This is a genomic window from Streptomyces sp. NRRL F-5123 (genome assembly GCF_000721495.1).
Taxonomy (GTDB): domain Bacteria; phylum Actinomycetota; class Actinomycetes; order Streptomycetales; family Streptomycetaceae; genus Actinacidiphila.
On sequence record NZ_JOHY01000004.1, the window covers coordinates 129909 to 145718 of the forward strand.

12 protein-coding genes, 1 pseudogene and 1 riboswitch are annotated in these 15810 nt (G+C 74.1%); of the genes and pseudogenes, 4 read left to right on the top strand and 9 right to left on the bottom strand.

All coding sequences use genetic code 11. The features are described 5' to 3' along the window. Nucleotides 1-20 precede the first annotated feature (20 nt). The 6 genes and pseudogenes from IH54_RS0105625 to IH54_RS0105650 all read right to left on the bottom strand — a co-directional run bounded on the left by IH54_RS0105625 (nucleotide 21) and on the right by IH54_RS0105650 (nucleotide 6382). Nucleotides 21-2486, bottom strand: a complete 2466-nt coding sequence (locus IH54_RS0105625) for an NB-ARC domain-containing protein (protein WP_031513361.1) — start codon at nucleotides 2484-2486, stop codon at nucleotides 21-23. A 114-nt stretch (nucleotides 2487-2600) separates the two neighbouring features. Beyond that, a complete protein-coding gene (locus IH54_RS0105630; RefSeq protein WP_031513363.1) occupies nucleotides 2601-3326 on the bottom strand; it encodes a cobalt-precorrin-6A reductase in 726 nt (241 codons plus the stop codon). A 173-nt stretch (nucleotides 3327-3499) separates the two neighbouring features. Beyond that, a pseudogene (cobF, locus tag IH54_RS0105635) lies at nucleotides 3500-4258 on the bottom strand (precorrin-6A synthase (deacetylating)); the annotation flags it as partial. Beyond that, on the bottom strand, nucleotides 4255-5199 hold the full coding sequence (locus IH54_RS0105640; RefSeq protein WP_159011670.1) for a (2Fe-2S)-binding protein: 945 nt from the start codon (nucleotides 5197-5199) through the stop codon (nucleotides 4255-4257). The pseudogene cobF and the gene IH54_RS0105640, both read right to left, overlap by 4 nt. Beyond that, nucleotides 5196-6056, bottom strand: coding sequence for a CbtA family protein (locus tag IH54_RS0105645; protein ID WP_031513369.1), 861 nt, complete (start codon nucleotides 6054-6056; stop codon nucleotides 5196-5198). Before IH54_RS0105645 ends, IH54_RS0105640 begins: the two co-directional genes overlap by 4 nt. A gap of 110 nt (nucleotides 6057-6166) precedes the next feature. After that, nucleotides 6167-6382 (bottom strand): CbtB domain-containing protein, encoded by a 216-nt coding sequence (locus IH54_RS0105650; RefSeq protein ID WP_043179896.1) that lies wholly within the window; start codon nucleotides 6380-6382, stop codon nucleotides 6167-6169. 35 nt (nucleotides 6383-6417) lie between these two features. Then, nucleotides 6418-6567: riboswitch (cobalamin riboswitch) on the bottom strand. A 142-nt stretch (nucleotides 6568-6709) separates the two neighbouring features. On the opposite strand from IH54_RS0105650, the gene IH54_RS0105655 reads away from it, so the two are divergent. After that, nucleotides 6710-7843, top strand: a complete 1134-nt coding sequence (locus tag IH54_RS0105655) for a HoxN/HupN/NixA family nickel/cobalt transporter (protein ID WP_234343377.1) — start codon at nucleotides 6710-6712, stop codon at nucleotides 7841-7843. A gap of 72 nt (nucleotides 7844-7915) precedes the next feature. On the opposite strand, the gene IH54_RS0105660 is transcribed toward IH54_RS0105655, so the two are convergent. Beyond that, nucleotides 7916-8767: a putative protein N(5)-glutamine methyltransferase gene (locus IH54_RS0105660; RefSeq protein ID WP_031513375.1), complete on the bottom strand. Its 852-nt coding sequence runs from the start codon at nucleotides 8765-8767 to the stop codon at nucleotides 7916-7918. Nucleotides 8768-9116: 349 nt separating this feature from the next. Here IH54_RS0105660 and IH54_RS0105665 point away from each other — a divergent pair, with 349 nt between their 5' ends. The 3 genes from IH54_RS0105665 (at nucleotide 9117) to IH54_RS0105675 (ending at nucleotide 12204) form a co-directional block, all read left to right on the top strand. Continuing rightward, nucleotides 9117-10439: an ABC transporter substrate-binding protein gene (locus IH54_RS0105665; protein ID WP_031513377.1), complete on the top strand. Its 1323-nt coding sequence runs from the start codon at nucleotides 9117-9119 to the stop codon at nucleotides 10437-10439. Then, nucleotides 10406-11311 carry a carbohydrate ABC transporter permease gene (locus IH54_RS0105670; protein WP_107060106.1) on the top strand — a complete coding sequence of 302 codons (906 nt, stop codon included), beginning with the start codon at nucleotides 10406-10408 and terminating at the stop codon, nucleotides 11309-11311. Before IH54_RS0105665 ends, IH54_RS0105670 begins: the two co-directional genes overlap by 34 nt. 92 nt (nucleotides 11312-11403) lie before the next feature. Next, entirely contained in the window at nucleotides 11404-12204 is an 801-nt protein-coding gene (locus tag IH54_RS0105675; protein ID WP_031513381.1) for a carbohydrate ABC transporter permease, read from the top strand. On the opposite strand, the gene IH54_RS0105680 is transcribed toward IH54_RS0105675, so the two are convergent. Together IH54_RS0105680 and IH54_RS0105685 are read right to left on the bottom strand one after the other, a co-directional pair. Continuing rightward, nucleotides 12182-13255 (bottom strand): LacI family DNA-binding transcriptional regulator, encoded by a 1074-nt coding sequence (locus tag IH54_RS0105680; RefSeq protein WP_043179899.1) that lies wholly within the window; start codon nucleotides 13253-13255, stop codon nucleotides 12182-12184. The two genes, IH54_RS0105675 and IH54_RS0105680, sit on opposite strands and share 23 nt — an antisense overlap. Further along, nucleotides 13252-15798 carry a glycoside hydrolase family 2 protein gene (locus IH54_RS0105685; RefSeq protein WP_107060107.1) on the bottom strand — a complete coding sequence of 849 codons (2547 nt, stop codon included), beginning with the start codon at nucleotides 15796-15798 and terminating at the stop codon, nucleotides 13252-13254. The genes IH54_RS0105680 and IH54_RS0105685 overlap by 4 nt, the downstream gene beginning before the upstream one ends. Nucleotides 15799-15810: the final 12 nt, after the last annotated feature.

Genomic DNA, 15810 nt, shown 5'->3' on the forward strand with positions numbered 1-15810 from the left:
CGTCGTCGCACCCGCGGCTGCTACGTGGCGCCGCCGTGCCGGGCGAGCAGCTCGTCGGTCTCGCCGACCCGGCGCACGCTGCGGGCCTCGGCGAAGTGGCCGCGGGCGGCGGTCCAGTCGCGGAGGGCCCGGTCCTGCCCGCCGGCCTCGTGGTGGAGGGTGCCGCGCAGCAGCAGGATCCCGCCGGTCTGGTAGCTCCCGCCCATGCCGCCGAGCGCTGCGAGGGCCCGGTCCAGGGCGTCGAGGGCGTCTGCCGTACGGCCCGCGGCCCGGCGGACCTCCGCGCAACGGGTCAGCGCCTTGGCCTGGTTGAAGCGGTTGGGCGGGGTGAGTGCGGCGAACTGTGCGGCTGCCGCGAGCAGTTCGGCCTCGGCCCGGGCGTGGTCGGCGGCCTGCGCGTGCACCGTTCCGCGGTGCAGGGCGAACAGCGCGCGGCCGCGGGGGTGGTGGAGGTCGCCCAGGGCGTCCTCGGCCGCCGCGAGCAGCTCCAGTGCCTGCGCGGGCTCCCCCAGCTTGGACGCGAGCAGCGCGCGGGCCTCCAGCACGCTGGATCGTGTCCGGCGTTCGGCCTCGGTGGGGGTCCGGCCGGAAGCCGCGACGACGTCCAGGGCCTGATCGAAGTGGCGGCGGGCGGCTTCCGGGTCGCGCCGGTCGACGCTGCACCGGTCCTGGTGGGCGAAGCCGGTCTCGAAGTGCATCCGGGCCAGCGCCGTCAGGTCGTTGGTCTCGCGGGCGGACGCGATCGCGTACTCGTGCACGGCGATCCAGTCGGAGTGCAGGCGCCCCTTGAGGAAGTACGTGTGGAGCGCCTGTGCCATCCGCCACGCCGGCTCGTGGCGCCCGGACTCGTGGGCGAGCCGTACCGCCTGGCACAGGGCGTCGTGCCGGCGGGCGAGTCCGGCGATCACCGCCTGCTCGTCGACCGGACCGGTGGGCGCGTACCCGGGGTAGACGCCGTCCGGGTCGAGGCGGTAGCGGCTGGACAGGGCGGCCTCGGCGCGCTCCAGGAGCTCCAGGTAGAAGCCGGTGATCCGGCCCCTGGCCTCGTCCACGGCCTCGGCGGGCTCGTCGGCGAGGGCGCGCTCGCGGGCGTGGGCGTGGATCAGGGGGTGGCCGAAGGCGTAGCGGGTGCCGCTGAGGCACTCGACGAGGTTGGCGTCGCCGAGCTGCCGTAACACCTCGTGCCGGGCGGCGAGGTCCAGTTCGGGGAGCACGGCGCGCAGGACGTCGGTCTCGAACTCCGGTGCGGGGTGCAGGCCGAGGCAGCGGTAGGCGTGGGCGGCGCGCGCGCCGAGGGCGCGGTAGCCGGGGTCGAGGGCGGCGGACACCGAGAGCTCGTCGTCCACGTCGAAGGTCCTCATCCGGGTCTCGGGGCGGGACAGCGCGTCGGCCAGCTCGAAGACGCGGCCGGGCGGGCCGACGGCGAGCTGGGCGCCGACGGAGACCAGGGCGAGCGGAAGGCCCGCGCAGCACGCGGTGAGCTCCTTGAGGGCGGCGGCCTTGTCCTGGTCGCTGCGGGCGGCCTCGTCCAGACCGGCGACGCCGAACAGCAGGCTGCGGCTGTGCCCGGCGTCGAGCCTGCCGACGGCCAGCGGTTCGGCGCCGAAGCCGCTGCGCAGCGCGGGCAGCACGGACGTGCTGGTGAGCAGCACGGTCGCGTCGTCCAGACCGGCCGGCACCAGGGCGCGGACCTGGGCGGGGGTGACGACGTCGGTGAGCAGCAGGACCGCGCGGCGGTCCCGGAGGGTGTCCGCGAGCAGGGTGAGCCGGTCGTCGGCCTCGGCGGGCACGTCCTCGCGCGGCACGCCGAGCCGCCGCAGCCAGCGCTCCAGGACGGAGGCGGGCGCCGGGGTGTTGCCCCAGGCGTCGCGGGCGAGCGACGCCTCCAGCTGCGGGCCCGTCAGCCCGGCGGCGCTCCGCCCCAGCCAGCGGTGGAGGAGGGCGCGCTTGCCGATGCCGGGGATGCCGGTCAGGTAGAGGTACGCCGGTCCGCCGTACGCGCGGCTCCCGGCGACCGCGGCGTCCATGGCGGCCAGCAGGTCCTCGTGGTTCTGGAAGTGGCGCTGCGGCCGGACGGTGATGCGCGGCAGCAGGACGGGGACCTGGAGCGCCGCGGGCTGCGGGACGGCGGGCCGGGCGGCCGGGGCGGCGGCGCGCGCGGCGACCGCGTCGGCCAGCACGCCGCGCACCTCGTCGGCGGCCTCGGGGCGCTGCCGCAGCACGTCGCGCAGCTGCGCCACCAGCGCCTCCTCCAGCGCAGCCGCGGCGGCGCGGGCGGCGGCCCGGTCCCCGAGGGCGTGCGCCGCGGCGGCGTCCTCCACGGCCTCGGCCAGCTCGCCGGGCAGCACCTGGTCGTCGTCCGCAGTTCCGGCGGCGTGCGGGAGGACGCGCCGCATCAGGGACTTGAACCCGTTGACGGCGTCGGTCACGACGAGGGTGGCGAGGGCGGCGGCGCCCGGTCCCATCAAGCTCGCCAGTTCGTCCACGCAGCCCCTCCCGCTCTCGCCCGGTTTCCGCCTGGGTCCACGGTATGCGGTCACGTGGGGCGCGGACGGGCTCTCGCCGCATTTCGGCCCGCGGGTCGCGATGGTGACGGCCGGTCACCGGGCGCGCAGCCAGCGGGCGGCGGCCTCCGGGGTGGGGACGGCGGGGACGCCGGGGGGCGGCGGGGGGCGGCGGACGATCAGGACGGGGATGGCCGCCTCGCGGGCGGCGGCGAGCTTGGCGGCGGGGCCACCGCTGTCCTTGGTGACCAGGACGTCGATGCGGTGGTCGCGCAGCAGGGCGCGCTCGCCCTCGTGGGTGAAGGGGCCGCGGGCGGTGATCAGGTCGCAGCGGGCGGGCAGCGGCGGGGGCGGCGGCGTGACCGTACGGGCCAGGAAGTGCAGCGGCAGCGCGGCGAAGGCGGCCAGCTCGCCGGCGCCGGTGGTGAGGAAGGGGCGCCGGCCGAGCGCGGGCAGCAGCGCGGCGGCCTCGGCGGTGTCCGCCGCCCACTGCCACCGGTCCCCCGGCTGCTCGGCCCACCCGGGCCTGCGCAGCGCCAGCAGGGGCACGCCGGCGGTGCGGGCCGCGCGGGCGGCGTGGTCGCTGATCCGGGCGGCGAACGGGTGGGTGGCATCGACGACGGCGCCGGTGCGGTGCTCGCGCAGCCAGCGCGCGAGGCCCTCGGCGCCGCCGAAGCCGCCGGACCTGACGTGCCCGGCGGGCAGCTGCGGGCGCGGGGTGCGCCCCGCGAGCGAGGTGGTGACGTCCAGTCCCGCGTCCCCGGCGAGCAGCGCGGCCAGCGCCCGCGCCTCGCCGGTGCCGCCCAGGAGGAGGACCCGCAGCATCAGCGGGCCCGGCGGCCGGGGGCGAAAGGCGCACTGCGCGGGACCGCTGCCCCGCCCGTACCGCCGGGAGCGGCGGTCGGCGGCGGGCAGTCGGGGTGCGCGGCGCCCTCCGCGGAAGTGTGGGCCGGGGCGGGGGTGTTCCGGGGCGGCTCCGCGGTCGCCGGGCGCGGCCTGCGGAGCAGGTAGGTGTCCATGATCCAGCCCTTGCGGGCGCGGGCCCGGGCGCGGGTGGCGGTGATCCGGGCGGCCAGTGCGGTGTCGAGCGGCCCGGACAGCAGGATCTCGTCGGGGGTGCCGAGGTAGGCGCCCCAGTAGATGTGCAGGCCCTGACCGGTGAGGGCCGTGAAGGCGTGCCGGGCGTCGAGCATCACCACCACGTCGTCGGTTCCGGGCGGCAGGCCGTGGTCGGCGAGGCGGCGGCCGGTGGTGATGTGGACGGGGCCGCCGACCTGGTTGAGGGTCACGCGGTGCCGGGCGGTGAGCGCGGCGACGCTGCTGACGCCGGGCACGACCGTCCACTCGAAGGCGGGGCCGCCGTCCGCGCGGATCTCGTCGAGGATCGCGAGGGTGCTGTCGTAGAGGGCGGGGTCGCCCCACACGAGGAAGGCGCCGGTGCCGCCGTCGGGCAGCTCCTCCGCGATCATCCGGCGGTAGAGGGCGGCGCGGCGGGCGCGCCAGTCGTCGACGGCGGGGGCGTAGCCGGGGGTGGGCGCGGTGCGGTCGCGCTCGGGGTCGCGGGCGGTGACGACGCGGTGCGGGCGGGTCGCGTGCCGCCGCAGGATCAGCTCGCGCAGGGCCGTCAGGTCGGCTTTGGCGTCGCCCTTGTCGAGCAGGAAGAAGACGTCGGTCCGGCCGATCGCGTCGACGGCCTGGAGGGTGAGCTGGGCGGGGTCGCCGGCGCCGATGCCGATGACGTGGACGTGTCTCATGGGCGGGTGTCCGTGGTGGTGTGCAGGGCGCAGTCGCCGCACAGGGCGCCGCGGCGGTCGGGGGCGGCCCGGTAGACGAGGCAGCAGCTGCGCCGGCGGAAGGCGCCGGCGGCCGTACGGTCGCGCTGCGGGCGCAGCGGTTCGCGGTCCAGCAGCGCGGCGGCGAACTCCGCGGTGGCGGCGGCCAGGTCCGGGCGGGCGGTGGCGATCATGGCCGCGGCGCCGTTGACGGCGGAGGCGGTGTTGCCCAGCAGGATGTGCCGGGAGACGCCGAGCGGGACGTGGAGGGCGGCGAGCTCCGCGAGGGGTCCGTCGTGCAGCCGGGCGGCGAAGGCGTCGGCGAGCGGCCCGGGCGGCAGGGCGGGGCCGCGCAGCGCGGCGGCGGGCAGCGAGAGGGGTACGGGGCCGCCGAGGACGGGCTGCCAGCGGACGGCGGCGAGCGGGTGGTCCAGCAGCACGCCGTGCAGGACGGCGGCGGCGAGCGCGGGTGACAGCAGGCGCGCGGCGAGGCCGAGGTGGGCGACGGACGCGCCGACGCGGGCCTCGACGGCATCGGGCCGCCGCCCGCTCGCAGCGGCCAGCCGAGCGCGGACGGCGTCGGCCCGCGCGGCGACGGCGGGCGCGTCGAGTGCCTGCCACGCCGGTTGGCCGGGCCGGGCGGGATCCCCGGTGGTGGCCGGGGCCGCGGGTGCCGGAGGCGTCGGGGCCGAGCCGGTGGCGCTCGGGGCAGCCGGACCCGGCCGGGGTGTCATACCGGCCCGGCCCTTCGGCGCGGCGGCCGGGACCGCCGCTTCCGGGGCCGTGCCGGTCCGCGCGGCCGCCGTACCCCACGCGTCCGCGCCCGTGTCCTCGTGCGTGGTGAAGGCGAAGAAGGGGCCGAGCGCGGTGATCTCGGCGATCACCGCGCCCTGGTCCCTCGTTCCCGGTGCGGGCGGTGTCATGCGGGGGACGGCGCCGTCCCGTGTACGGAGGCGCCGGCCGTGGCGGGGCGCAGGACGCGTTCGGCGAGGGGGGCGAAGACCAGGCCGAGCGCGGACCACAGCAGCAGCTGCGCTCCCACCGAGTAGAAGCGGAAGGCGAACAGGACGTCGGCCGGGAAGCCGGGGAAGACGATGTTCCCCTCGGCGTCGGTGAGCGGCTGGGGCGTCTCGGTGGCGTGGTTGCCGTAGTGCTCCTTGTTCCAGCCGAGGTGCCCGAACGACGGCAGGAGCAGCATGACCACGCCGATGGCGACGGCGAACGCGGCGCCGGCCAGCAGCGTGGCGTTCCAGTTGCCGAAGCGCGCCTGCAGCCGGCGGCCCAGCCAGACGGCGGCGGCGAGGAAGGCGACCGAGCACACCACCATGATCAGGTAGAGGCCGCTGCGGGCCCTGATGGTCTCCTCGTGGCCGATGGCCGGCGGGTTCGCCGGGTACTTGAGGAACGGCACCAGGTACATGCCGAGGAATCCGCCGCCCGCGACGAGCAGGGCGAGGCTGCGGGCGCGCAGGGCGCCGGCCCGGCCGAGGCAGACGGTGTAGGCGACGGCGAGGAGCGCGCCCATCGCCATGCCGAAGACGACCATGCCGGCGCCGATGCCGACGTCCGCCTGGACGGTGCGGCTGAACAGGTCGGACCCGGCGGCCTCGGGAGCGATCCCGGCGGCCTTGTCGAGGGCGGCCTGCGCGGCGTCGCGGCCGCTCTCGTAGTCGATGGCCTTGCCGATGTACGGCTCGGCGAAGATCCGGGCGAAGACGAATGCGAGCAGCCCGGCCACCGCGCCGGCGAGGACGCCGCGCAGCACGAGTTTCTTTTCCATGTCGAGTTGTCCGTTGCGAAGGGGGACGGGGGACGCGGGGGCTTCCGGGCGGACCGGCTGGCCGTCGGGCGCGGGGCCCGCTGCGCTCGGGCGCAGCGGGCCCGCCGCCGTCAGTGGCAGGGGAAGCCGAGGAAGTGGCGTGCGTCGTGGACGAACTCGTGGATGTGCATGTCCTTGCCGAACACGGAGACGGCGCCCTGGTCGACGCCGACGAAGTAGTAGGCGGCGAGTGCGAGGAACGTGGCGCCGACCAGCCACAGCGCGGCCTTGGTGACCGGCAGGACGACCGGTGTGGCGGCGGGGCGGGCAGGGGAGATGCTGCTCAAGGTGAGCCCTCCTTCGGGGATCGTGCGTCCCTGGTCTGCTGGGCGTCGTGACGGGCGGGTGTCTGACTCCCCGTCTCGCCCGAAGGCGGCGGGATCACAGTGGCGCGACCGTGCCGGAGTCTCACCGGCTTCCCCATGCCATCACTTACCCCGTGAGCGTAGGGCTCCGTTCTGTCATGCGTCAATCAGGGCGAATCGGCGATCACCAGGGGTTCCGGCGCTTGTGATCAAGGTCTCCGGAGGCCGGGGCGGCCTATTGCACATCGTTCGCAACTAGTAGTCTGATGCGGTAAGCACCACACCGGCCGCTCCCCGGAGGACGAAGGAATGAGCAGCACCACCGAGGCCCCGGCCCCCGCCGGATCGCGTCTGCGACGGATGAAGCACTCGATGACCCGGGCGGAGTGGACCCGGCTCGGGGGCATGGCGGCCTTCATCGTCGCCCTCCACGTGATCGGCTGGTTCACGCTGGTGGCGATCGTGGCGCCGGAGCACTACAGCGTCGGCACCAAGTCCTTCGGCATCGGCATCGGCGTGACCGCGTACACGCTCGGGATGCGGCACGCCTTCGACGCCGACCACATCGCGGCGATCGACAACACCACCCGCAAGCTCATGCACGAGGGCAAGCGTCCGCTGTCGGTGGGCTTCTGGTTCTCGCTGGGCCACTCCAGCATCGTCTTCGGGCTGGCCGTGCTGCTGTCGCTGGGCATCAAATCGCTCTCCGACCCGGTCGAGAACGACGACTCGCAGCTGCACAGCGTCACCGGCTGGATCGGCACGACCGTCTCCGGCACGTTCCTCTACGCCATCGCGATCATCAACCTGCTGATCCTGGCCGGGATCTGGAAGGTCTTCCGGCAGATGCGGGGCGGGCACTTCGACGAGGCGGCGCTCGAAGAGCACCTGAACAACCGCGGGTTCATGAACCGGCTGCTCGGCCGGGTGATGAAGTCGATCACCAAGCCCTGGCAGATGTACCCGCTGGGGCTGCTGTTCGGCCTGGGCTTCGACACCGCTACCGAGATCGCCCTGCTGGTGCTGGCCGGCTCCGGCGCCGCCTCCGGGCTGCCGTGGTACGCGATCCTGTGCCTTCCGGTGCTGTTCGCGGCCGGTATGTGCCTGCTGGACACGATCGACGGCTCGTTCATGAACTTCGCCTACGAGTGGGCCTTCTCCAAGCCCGTCCGCAAGGTCTACTACAACCTCACCATCACCGGCCTGTCGGTCGCGGTGGCGCTCATCATCGGCACCGTGGAGCTGCTGGGCCTGATCGGCGACAAGGCCGGGCTGCACGGCGCCTTCTGGGACTGGATCGGCGGCCTGGACCTCAACGTCGTCGGCTACGTGATCGTCGGGCTCTTCTTCGCCACCTGGGCGGTGGCGGTGGCGGTGTGGAAGTTCGGCAACATCGAGGAGAAGTGGTCGGCCGGGCTGCGGACGGCCGAGCAGCCGGACTGACCCGCGCGGCAGCGGCGGCCAAGGCCCGTACCCCGGCACCCGGGGTACGGGCCTTCGGCGTCTGTTCGGCGTCTAACGGGAGGGCCGGGTGCCGATGACGACCGTCGCGCCGAGGTCGTCGTCGGTGGCCGTACGGGCGAGCAGGCCGCCGTCCCCGAGGACGCCCGCGGCCGCGGCTGCCTGCCGCTCGCCCGCCTCCACCAGGACGGAGCCGCCGGGGGCGAGCCATCCGCCCGCGTCGGCGGCGACCCGGCGCAGCACGTCCAGGCCGTCGGGCCCGCCGTCGAGGGCGATGCGGGCCTCGTGGTCACGGGCCTCGGAGGGGAGCAGGGCGACCGCTCCGGTGGGCACGTAAGGCACGTTGGCGGCCAGCACGTCGACCCTGCCGCGCAGCGCGGCGGGCAGCGCCGCGAAGAGGTCCCCGCAGTGGGCCCGGCCGCCGGCCGCGGCGATGTTACGGGCCGCGCACGCGACGGCCGCCGGGTCGAGGTCGGCGGCGTGCAGTTCGGTACGGCCCAGGGCCGCGGCGAGCGCGGCGCCGACCGCTCCGGAGCCGCAGCACAGGTCGGCGACGACCACCCGCCCGCGCGCGGCGAGCGCGGCGCGGCCGAGCGCGGCGGCCTCGCGCACCAGCAGCTCGGTGCGCCGGCGCGGGACGAACACCCCGGCGTCGACCTCGATCCGCAAGGAGCAGAACTCCGCCCAGCCGACGACGTGTTCGAGCGGCCGCCCGGCGGCGCGACCGGCGGTCATCGCGGCGGCCTCGGCGGGCGTGGCGGCGGTGTCCAGGATGATGCGGGCCTCTTCCTCGGCGAAGACGCAGCCCGCGGCCCTGAGCCGGGCGGTGACGGCGGCGTGGGTGAGTCCCTCGGCGGACTGCGGGGCGGCGGGCGGGGATCCGGCGGTTTCCGGGGTGTGCGGCATGGCGGCCTCTCGGCGGGGTGCGGCGACCGGCGGAACCGGTCAGGAAGCCCCGGTGCCGCGGCCGTACGGCGGGAACGTGCGGTGCGTACGCGCGGTGATCGGTCCCACCTCCCCTGCATGTCGTGGCGCGCGCCGGCGGCCTGGCCGCCGGTCGGCGCCCAACCTACCCCAGCCGGGGCGGTCGCTCGCACCGAACCGATATGTAACGGTTAAGCATCAGCGCGGATTGGGCGTCTTTACCGGCCAATAACCCAGTGCAATAGTGCGGTCGTTCTCCAACTGAAACGCTTAAGTTGGTCCGTCGTCCTGCTGGACTCGGTCGGACGTCGTGGAAACGGAGAGGGAGCAGATGAAGCGCACAGCACTCGCCGGTCCGCTGGTCGCCGTGATGGCGCTGCTGGCGACGGCCTGCGGTGGCGGAGGCTCGTCGTCCGGCGGCGGGTCGGCCGCCTCGCCGACCGATCCGTCCAAGGTCACCGGGGACGTCAAGGTCCTGACCCAGCGCACCGACCTGGTGCAGGACGGGACGATGAAGAAGTACGCCGCGGAGTTCAGCAAGATCTACCCCAAGGTGCACGTCACCTTCGAGGGGATCACGGACTACGAGGGCGAGGTCAAGATCCGGATGAACACGTCGAACTACGGCGACGTGCTCATGATCCCGGCGGCGATCAAGACCGACGACTACCCGAAGTTCTTCGCCCCGCTGGGCACGGCGGAGGAGCTGGGCAAGAAGTACACCTTCACCGAGAAGGCCGCGGTCGGCGGCAAGGTCTACGGCATCGCGAACTTCGCGAACGCCGACGGCTTCGTCTACAACAAGGCCGTCTGGCAGCAGGCCGGGATCACCGACTGGCCGACCACGCCCGGCCAGTTCCTGACCGACCTGAAGGCGATCAAGTCGCGGACGGGCGCGACGCCGTACTACACCAACTACAAGGACGGCTGGCCGCTGACCGCCTGGACGCAGGTCCAGGGCGCCGTCACCTGCGACGCCAAGGCGACGGACGAGCCGGCCGGCGACCCCGACCCCTGGAAGGCCGGCAGCGACCTGAACGTCGGCGACACGCTGCTGTACGACATCGTGCACGGCGGGCTCTCCGAGCAGGACCCGACCACCACCAACTGGGAGAACAGCAAGAACCTGCTGGCCACCGGCAAGATCGGCACCATGTGGCTGGGGTCGTGGGCGATCGTGCAGATGCAGGACGCGGCCGAGAAGGCCGGCAAGGACCCGGCCGAGATCGGCTACATGCCCTTCCCGTCGCAGAAGGACGGCAAGTTCTGCACGCCGGTGGCGCCGGACTACCAGGAGGCGGTGAACATCCACTCCGGGCACAAGGCCGCCGCGCGGGCGTGGATCGACTGGTTCACCGACAAGTCCGGCTACGTGCAGGACAACCAGGCCGTCCCGACCCTCAAGGGCGGCCCGATGCCCAGCGCGCTCAAGCCCTTCCAGGACGCCGGGGTGCGGTTCGTCCCGATGTCCCAGGCGCAGGCCGCGAAGGTCACCACGATCGACAACCAGTCCGAGATCGGCATGACCGACAAGCCCGACTACCGCCAGCACCTGATCGACGTCGCCCGCGGCGCGGCCGGCGGCGACCTGCCCGGCATCTTCGCGGACCTCGCCGAGAAGTGGTCGGCCGCACAGAAGACCGCGAGCCTGTGAGCCGCGCTCGGGTCTGGCGGACCGTGACGCCATGGCTGTACCTGGCGGTGCCACTGGCCCTGCTGATCACGTTCACCTACATCCCGGTCGGGAACATGATCAGGGACAGCTTCACCGACTGGGACGGCGTCAGCCCGGACCGGAACTACGTCGGGACCAAGAACTACGTGGAGCTGTTCACCAGACCCGAGCTCTTCCAGGTCTTCTTCGTCAGCGTCTACTACCTGGTCGCCTCCGCCGTGCAGATCGTGCTCGCGCTGTACTTCGCGACGGTGCTCAGCTTCGACGTGCGCTTCCGCAACCTCTTCAAGGGGATCCTGTTCTTCCCCTACCTGCTCAACGGCGTCGCGATCGGCTTCGTCTTCCTCTACTTCTTCCAGCCGCACGGCACCCTCGACACGGTGCTGAGCGCCTTCGGGGCGCACGGCCACCACTTCTGGCTGGGCAGCGGGCGGATGGGCAACACCTCGCTCGCCGGGGTGTCGGTGTGGCGCTTCACGGGCCTGAACTTCGTGCTCTTCCTGGGCGCGATCCAGTCCGTCCCCGGCGAGCTGTACGAGGCGTCGGAGCTGGACGGCGCCAACCGCTGGCAGCAGTTCCGGCACATCATCGCGCCGGGCATCAAGCCGGTGCTGAGCCTGAGCGCGATCCTGGCGATCTCCGGCTCGCTGTCGGCGTTCGAGATCCCGTACATCATGACGCGCGGCGCCGCGGGCACCCAGACCTTCGTGATCCAGACGGTCAAGCTGGCCTTCGAGTTCGACAAGATGGGGCTCGCCTCCGCGGCGGCCGTGGCGCTGCTGGTGATCATCCTGCTGGTGACCTGGCTCCAGCGGATCGTGGTGCCCGACGAGAGGAACGATCTCGTATGACCTCGCTTCTCGTCCGCAAGGCGCCCGCGGCGCCCGACGCGGCGGCCGTCGACGCCGGGACGCGGGCCCGCCGCACGGTGGCCCGGGCGCTGATGTACCTGTCGCTGGTCGCCGCCTGCGCGGTGGTCCTGCTGCCGCTGGTCGCGGTGCTGCTGACGTCGCTCAAGACCTCCCGCGAGATGGCCGACGGCAGCGGCGCGCTGACGCCGCCGCACAACTGGCTGAACTACCACAACTACGTGACGGCCTTCCGGGCCGGGAAGATGCTGCGGGCGTTCTGGAACACCGCCTTCATCCTGGTCTTCTCGATCGCCGGGACGGTGCTGATCGGGTCGATGGCCGCCTACGCGATCGACCGCTTCCGCTTCCGGCTGCGCCGGCTGGTCGTCGCGCTGTTCCTGATCGGCTCGCTGGTGCCGAGCGTCACCACCCAGGTGGCGACGTTCAAGATCGTGAACAACTTCGGCCTGTACGACAGCCGGTGGGCGCCGATCCTGCTCTACATGGGCACCGACATCGTCTCGATCTACATCTTCCTCCAGTTCATCCGGGGCATCCCGGTGTCGCTGGACGAGGCGGCGCGCATCGACGGGGCCAACGCCTTCACCATCTACTGGCGGATCATCCTGCCGCTGCTCAAACCGGCCGTCGCCACCGTCGTCATCATCAAGGGGATCACCGTCTACAACGACTTCTACATCCCCTTCCTCTACATGCCCTCGGACGGCCTGGGGACGATCTCCACCTCGCTCTTCCGCTTCAAGGGCCCCTTCGGGGCGCACTGGGAGGACATCTCGGCGGGCGCGATCCTGGTGATCGTGCCGACGCTGGTGGTCTTCCTCCTCCTCCAGCGCTTCATCTACAACGGGTTCACCCGGGGCGCGACGAAGTAGCGGTACGCGGCGGGGCCGTGCTGCCACGCGGGGTGAGAACCGGCGTGGGGACCGGCCCCGCCCCCGGCCGCCCGCCGCCGAGCAGCGCCAGCAGCCGACCGGCCACCTCGGCGCCGAAGCCGAAGACGTCATGGCTCATCGCCGACAGCATGGGCCGGGTGAGCCGGCACAGCTGGGAGTCGTCCCACGCCAGCAGGGACAGGTCGTCCGGCACCGCGAAGCCCATCTCGGCGGCGACCGACAGGCCGGCGACCGCCATCAGGTCGTTGTCGTAGACCACCGCGGTGGGGCGGCGGGGCGAGGCCAGCAGCGTACGGGTCGCGCGGGCGCCCTCGGCGCCGGAGAAGTCGGTCTCGACGGTGGTCCACTGCTCCAGCCCCAGCTCGTTGGCGGCGGCCTCGAAGGCGGCGGACCTGATCGCGGTGTGGCCCAGCTCGGCGGCGCCGCCGACCCGGGCGATCCTGCGGTGGCCGAGCGCGGCCAGGTAGCGCACGGCGTCCCCGACGGCCGCGGCGTCGTCCGTCCAGGCCGCGGGCAGGCCGCCGGTGAGCGTCGGGTGGCCCACGGCGACGACCGGCATGCCGAGCGCGGCGATCTCGGCGGGGCGCCGGTCGCCGCGCCGGAAGTCGACCAGGATCGCGCCGGACACCTGCCGCGAGCGCCACCAGGTGCGCTGCACCTCGATCTCCTCGTCGGGACCGCCGACGACCCGCAGCAGCAGTGAGGCGCCGTGGTCGGCCAGTACGCTCTCGATGCCGGAGATGAACTCCATGTAGAACGGCTCCAGGCCGAGCATGCGCGCCGGGCGGTCGATGGCCAGGCCGACCGTGTCGACCCGCGCCCCGGACAGGGCGCGGGCCGACAGGCTGGGCTCCCAGCCGAGGGCGCCGGCCGCGGCCAGCACCCGGGCGCGGGTCGCCTCGGACACGCCGGGGCGGCCGTTGAAGGCCATCGACACCGCCCCCTTGGACACGCCCGCGAGGGCGGCGACGTCGTTGATCGTGGGGCGCGGCGGTGGCGGGCCGCCGCCCGGGAGGGCCGGACCGCTCACCGGCCGCGGGCTCCGCCGTCGTCTGCGGCGGGCTGCCGTACGGCCGCGTTGACGCTGAACAGCGCGCCGGCGGCGGCCTGCGGGGTGGGGGTGTCCCAGCCGGTGACGGTGAAGACCGCGCTCTCGCCGGGCAGCAGCGTCGTCAGGCCCCGGTCGGTGCTCGCCCCCGGGGCGAGCCGGTCGGCCTGGAGCAGCAGGTCGCGCAGCAGGACGCGGGCGGTGACGGTGACCTGGGCGGTGCCGTCGGGTCGGACGGCGAGATCGAGGTCCCAGGCGGGCTCGGGGTAGGCGAAGTCCTTGTCCCGGACCGGGAACCACCAGGCGCGCTCGGCGCCGGCCCGCACCGTCAGCAGCTCCTTGCCGCCCTCGGCGGCGGGCAGCAGCTCGTCGGGTACGGGCAGCTCGGCGACGGTCCTGGGCGCGGCGGCGAAGGGCAGCCGGGCCTCGGCGAGCACGGTGCCGTCCACCGCGACGCGGCGCAGCACCGCCTCCCCGGTCCACTCCCCCGCCGCCTGGTTGACCAGGGCCGCGACCCGCCCGCCGGGCCGGTCCTGCACGGTGACGAGCCGGTCGGCGTACAGGCGGGCGAGCTCGTGGTAGAGCGGTTTGGGGCGCTCGTCGCCGTCGATCGCGGCCCAGGACGTCACCGGCCAGCAGTCGTTGAGCTGCCAGACCACGGTGCCGGCGCAGCGCGGCCAGTGCGAGCGCCAGTGCTCGATGCCGGTGGCGATCGCGCGGGCCTGGTTGACCTGGGTCAGGTAGTGCCAGGTGTCGAAGTCGGCGGGGACGGGGAAGTGCCGGGCGAGGCCCCGGTCGAGCTTGCCGTTGCCGTCCTCGGCCTTCTGGTGGTGCAGCATGCCGGGCGAGTCCGGGGCCAGCGGCTCGTCGCTCAGCGCGCGGCGGGCGGTGGCGTACGCCGGCGGGGCCTGCCAGCCGAACTCGGCGACGAAGCGGGGCACGCTGCCGAGGTAGTCGGTGTAGTCCTGGCGGTTCCACACCTCCCAGGAATGGGCGGTGCCGTGCCGCGGGTCGTTGGGGTGGTGGTCCCACGAGCCCGACCAGGGGCTGCCGGCCCAGTAGGGGCGGGTCGGGTCGGTCTCGGCGACGACGCGGGGCAGCAGGCCCAGGTAGTAGCCCTCGCCCCAGGAGTCGCCGGCCAGCTCGGACTCCCAGTCCCAGTCGCGGAAGCCCCAGAGGTTCTCGTTGTTGCCGTTCCAGAGCACCAGGCTCGGGTGCGGGGCGAGCCGGGAGACGTTCTCCCGGGCCTCGGCCTCGACCTCGGAGCGCAGCGGCTGCTCCTCCGGGTAGGCCGCGCACGCGAAGGGGAAGTCCTGCCACACCATCAGGCCCAGCTCGTCGCAGGCGTCGTAGAAGTCGTCGCTCTCGTAGAGCCCGCCGCCCCACACCCGCACCAGGTCCACGCCCGCGTCCGCGGCCTGCCGCAGCCGGCGGCGGTAGCGGGCGGCGTCGACGCGGGTGGGCAGCACGTCGTCGGGGATCCAGTTGACGCCGCGGGCGAAGACGGGGGTGCCGTTGACGGCCAGGGTGAAGGCGCTTCCGTGCGCGTCGGGCGAGGTGTCGAGGGTGACGGTGCGGAAGCCGACGCGGCGCTGCCAGCGGTCGAGGGTGCCGTCCTCCTCCGGGGCCGCCGCGGGGTCGGTCAGGGTGACCTCGCAGTCGTAGCGGGGCTGCTCGCCGTAGCCGCGCGGCCACCACAGCTGCGGGGCGGGGACCTCGGCGACGGCGGTGACGCGGACGGCGCCGGGCGGCACGGTGGTCTCCGTGCTGTGCTCGCCCACCCGCAGCCGGACCACCAGCGGGCGGCCGGACCCGGAGGCGGTGCGCTCCAGCTCGACACGGGCCTCGACCCGGCCCGCCGCGCCCGCGACGGTCACCAGCGGGGTGACACGGGCCAGCCGGGCGGTCGACCAGTGCTCCAGCCTGACCGGCTTCCAGATCCCGGCGGTGACCAGGGTCGGGCCCCAGTCCCAGCCGAAGGAGCAGGCCATCTTGCGGATGTACTGGAAGGGCTCGGAGTAGGAGTTGGGCCGGTCGCCGAGCAGGTCGCGTACGCGCTCGGCCTCGGTGTAGGCCGAGGTGAAGGCGACGGTCAGGGGAATCCGCGCCGCGGGCGAGCGGTGCGCGGTGACGTCGAAGCGGTAGCCGCGGTGCATGTTGCGGGTGCTGCCGAGCGCGGTGCCGCCGAGGGCGACGGCGGCGGCGGTGTCGAGGCCGTCGAAGACGAGGTCGCTGCGCTCGTGGGCGGTCGTGACGGGCGGCAGCACGGACTCGTAGGTCCAGTCGGCGCGGCCGACCCAGGAGGCGGCGGTCTCGTTGCGGTCGAGGAAGGGGTCGGCCAGCAGGCCGGCTGCGAGCAGGTCGGTGTGGACGCAGCCCGGTACGACGGCCGGCACGGTTTCGCCGGCGCCCGGCCCTGCCGGTGCGGTGGCGCTCGCGCCCGCCGCTGCGCTTCCGGTCGCGGTCGCGCTTGCGCGCGGCAGGCGGAGGCTCCAGCCGTCGACCAGTGGCGTGACGTCCTTCACTCGCTTCTCCTT

Coding starts and splice junctions, on each gene's coding strand:
- IH54_RS0105640 (WP_159011670.1), bottom strand. CDS start 5,199: ATGACACCGCCCGCACCGGGAACGAGGGACCAGGGCGCGGTGATCGCC.
- IH54_RS0105645 (WP_031513369.1), bottom strand. CDS start 6,056: ATGGAAAAGAAACTCGTGCTGCGCGGCGTCCTCGCCGGCGCGGTGGCC.
- IH54_RS0105655 (WP_234343377.1), top strand. CDS start 6,710: ATGAGCAGCACCACCGAGGCCCCGGCCCCCGCCGGATCGCGTCTGCGA.
- IH54_RS0105660 (WP_031513375.1), bottom strand. CDS start 8,767: ATGCCGCACACCCCGGAAACCGCCGGATCCCCGCCCGCCGCCCCGCAG.
- IH54_RS0105665 (WP_031513377.1), top strand. CDS start 9,117: ATGAAGCGCACAGCACTCGCCGGTCCGCTGGTCGCCGTGATGGCGCTG.
- IH54_RS0105675 (WP_031513381.1), top strand. CDS start 11,404: ATGTACCTGTCGCTGGTCGCCGCCTGCGCGGTGGTCCTGCTGCCGCTG.